Annotated in this window: 3 protein-coding genes; 2 read left to right on the top strand and 1 reads right to left on the bottom strand. The window is 70.4% G+C overall.

Annotated elements, in window-relative coordinates:
- Nucleotides 1-1260 (bottom strand): SpoIIE family protein phosphatase (locus U9980_RS18705; protein WP_322769098.1); only part of this gene is annotated, 1260 nt, incomplete at its 3' end.
- Between the two features lie 76 nt (nt 1261-1336).
- Between U9980_RS18705 and U9980_RS18700 the strand changes: the two genes are divergently transcribed.
- Together U9980_RS18700 and U9980_RS18695 are read left to right on the top strand one after the other, a co-directional pair.
- A complete protein-coding gene (locus tag U9980_RS18700) occupies nt 1337-2968 on the top strand; it encodes a glycoside hydrolase family 13 protein (RefSeq protein WP_322769097.1) in 1632 nt (543 codons plus the stop codon).
- Nucleotides 2969-3024: 56 nt separating this feature from the next.
- Entirely contained in the window at nt 3025-3438 is a 414-nt protein-coding gene (locus U9980_RS18695; RefSeq protein ID WP_322755539.1) for a globin, read from the top strand.
- Nucleotides 3439-3483: the final 45 nt, after the last annotated feature.

Raw genomic sequence — 3483 nt, 5'->3', positions numbered from 1 at the left:
GCTGGCGAGACCGCGACGCAGCCGGTCCATGCCGTCCTGGAGCGGGTGCCGTCGGGACTCGACCAGGCCGTCGGTGTAAAGAACGATTCCGGAGCCTGGTGGGAGCTCCAGCGAAGTCTCCGAGAACACGTCGATATCACCGACTCCCAGTGGCAGGCCCGGATCGAGCACCAGGTAGTCCGGCTCCTCGTCGGGCATGACCAGCAACGGCGGCAGATGACCGGCGTTCGACACGGTCGCCCGGCGGGTCCTGGGGTCGTAGACGACATACATGCAGGTAGCCAGGTGCAGCCCGGGAAGGGCGTCGACAACCCGGTCGAGCCGGGACAGCAGCTCGGCCGGCGCCCAGTCCTCCAGGGCATACGCCCGCAGCGCCGCCCGAAGCTGGCCCATCACCGCGGCCGCCTGCAGACCTCGTCCCATGACGTCACCGATCGCGATCCCCACCCGACCATCCGATAGCGGGATCACATCGTAGAGGTCGCCGCCGACCTCGGTCCCGGCCGTGCCGGGACGGTATTCCACCGCGATCTCCACCCCACGCAGGGCCGGCGGGTCCGCCGGCAACAGCGAACGCTGCAGGGTGAGCGCGCACTCCTGCTCGGCGCTGTAGCGCTGGGCGTTGTCAAGGGCGGCTGCCCCCCGGCGAGCCAGGTGCTCGGCGAGGCTGATCTCGACGGGTGTGTACGTGCCCGACTCGCGGATGAGCATGACCGCACCGAGTACCCGACCGCGGCCCGGCATCGGCACGGTGATCGACGGTCCCTTCAGGAGCTGGTGGTACAGGCTGTCGGCCCCAGCCCGGATCGACAGCCGCGCCGCAAGGTCGTCGGTCAGGTAGGGGGTGTACCAGGTCTGTCCGGTACGCAGCACCAGGCCGGGCGCGTAGTCGTTGTCCAGGCTGGGCTGCTCGGTGGCGACGGCGCCGCGCAGGACCTCCGCGACCCGGCCGTTGCGGTGCACGATCGCGCCGATGCCTATCTCGTCGCCGTCGCGGAGAAAGACCATGGCCCCGTCACCGAGCCGTGGTACCGCCAGCGATGCGATCATGTCGACGATCCGCTGCGGGACGAGGGAACCGGACAGCGCCAGACCCGCGTCGGACAGGAATCCGAGCTGCTCGAGCGCCGTCCGTTGCGCGACACGCTTGCGGGGACGAAGGACGTGCCCGCGACGTCGGCGCCGCCCATCCAGGACACGACGGATCCGAGCCAACGAGTCACACACGCTTTGCGAAATCGAACGATAACGTATAGTCACCACCTCCACGCGACGAAGTCTAGTTCGGTTAGCGGATATCACGCCTGACGACAGGGATCGGGACTTGGATGGAACCATGCACCTTTGGTGGCTCGACGCCGTCCTGTACGAGGTCTACATCCGCAGCTTCGCCGACTCCGGCGGCGACGGGATCGGGGATCTCGCAGGCATCGCCACCCGCCTGCCCTATCTGCGCGATCTGGGCGTGGACGGAATCTGGATCACACCATTCTACCGGTCACCCATGGCCGATCACGGCTATGACGTGGCCGACCACCGCGACGTCGACCCGTTGTTCGGTGATCTGGCCACCTTCGACGCGCTCCTGACCGACGCACACCGTCATGGCCTGAAGGTGCTCGTCGACCTCGTCCCGAACCACTCCAGCAACGCCCACCCGGCCTTTCGCGCGGCGCTCGCCGCCGGCGCAGGTGCCCCCGAGCGTGACCTCTACATCTTTCGGGACGGACGCGGCGAGAATGCGGCGCAGCCACCGAACAACTGGGTGTCGGTGTTCGGCGGACCTGCCTGGACCCAGGTGGCTGACGGCCAGTGGTACCTGCACCTGTTCGCACCGCAACAGCCCGACTGGAACTGGCGGCACCCCCAGGTGCGTGCCGACCATGACACCACCGTCCGTTTCTGGCTCGACCACGGCGTCGACGGCTTCCGCATCGACGTCACCCACGGCCTGGTCAAGAACGACCTGCTGCCGGACAACCCACCAGCGCCGGGCGAGACGATCACCTTCTTCCGGGAGCGGGCCGAGCCCCACGCCTGGGACCAGGACGGCGTCCACGAGATCTACCAGCGCTGGCGGGCGATCGTCGAGGACTACGACCGCCGCGACGGTAAGGCGCGGGCGCTGGTCGGGGAGACCTGGGTGGCCGACCCGCGACGGCTGGCCCGCTACGTCCGGCCCGACGAGCTGCACCTGACGTTCGCGTTCTCGCTGCTGGCCGCCCCATGGTCGGCCACGGCCTGGCGTAGTGCGATCACCGAGGATCTGGCCGCGACCGCGGAGGTGGGCGCCCCCGCGACCTGGGTGCTGTCCAACCATGACGTGATCCGGCCGGCCAGCCGCTACGGCGACGGCGACGGCGACGGCGCGATCGGCCTGCGCCGAGCCCGGGCGGCGCTGCTCACCCTGCTCGCCCTGCCCGGGCCGGTGTTCCTCTACCAGGGCGACGAGCTCGGCCTGCCTGAGGTGGACGTGCCGCCCGAAGCCCGCCAGGATCCCGTCTGGGAGCGGTCCGGCCGGAGTCGGCCCGGCCGGGACGGCGCCCGGGTGCCACTGCCGTGGTCGGAACACGCCCAGCCGTTCGGGTTCAGCGCCGCCGGCGTGACGCCCTGGCTGCCGCAGCCCGATGCCTGGGCCGACCTGACCGCCCAGGCGCAGGCGTCCGACCCGATGTCGACGCTGGTGCTGACCCGTGGCGCGCTGGCGCTGCGCCGCGCGCTTGCCTGCCTCGGAGGCGGCGCGTTGCGCTGGCGGGACGACCTGGCACCCGGATGCCTCGCGTTCGACCGCCCAGGGGTCCCAGGCGCACCAGACCAGGCCGGTCTGACCTGCGTGATGTCGACCGCCGAGCGGGACACGACATGTGCGCTGCCCGGCCGCCTCATCCTGGCCAGCGGCCCGGTCGGCTATGACGGGGTCACGCTGACCCTTCCCCCGGACACCACCGCATGGCTCGCGCCGCGATGACCCGAACAGGTGCCGTTCCCCGGATCACCCCGACGGTCCGCGATCCGTCGCGCAGAATGGTCGGTGTGACTCAGCGACCGGCGATGGCCCGCCCGACCGATACCTTCTACGACGCGGTCGGCGGCGAGGAGACGTTTCACCGGCTGGTGGCCCACTTCTACGCAGGGGTCGCCGAAGACCCGTTGCTGCGGCCGCTCTACCCGGAGGAAGACCTGTCCGCCGCCCAGGAGCGGCTGCAGATGTTCCTCGTCCAGTACTGGGGCGGGCCCTCAACCTACAGCGAGCAGCGCGGTCACCCCCGACTGCGGCTGCGTCACGCACCGTTCGTGATCGGCCCGGCTCAGCGGGACGCCTGGCTCATCCGCATGCGTGCCGCCGTCGACGAGCTGAACCTGCCCCCCGAGCATGCGCAGCCGCTGTGGGACTACCTGACGATGGCGGCCAACTCACTGGTCAACCACCCCGAATGAGCCGCGGCCCGGCCCGCTCTGTGGACGGGCCGCTCGCCCGCACAC

Origin of the sequence: Protofrankia sp. Cr1 (assembly GCF_963555865.1) — a bacterium.
Taxonomy (GTDB): Bacteria; Actinomycetota; Actinomycetes; order Frankiales; family Frankiaceae; genus Protofrankia.
The sequence above is the reverse complement of the archived record's forward strand: the minus strand, read 5'-3'. Positions and strand labels throughout refer to the sequence as shown.

What these genes read in the sequence shown, in the direction of transcription:
- U9980_RS18700 (WP_322769097.1), top strand. Translation starts at nt 1,337, where the DNA reads ATGCACCTTTGGTGGCTCGACGCCGTCCTGTACGAGGTCTACATCCGC.
- U9980_RS18695 (WP_322755539.1), top strand. Translation starts at nt 3,025, where the DNA reads ATGGTCGGTGTGACTCAGCGACCGGCGATGGCCCGCCCGACCGATACC.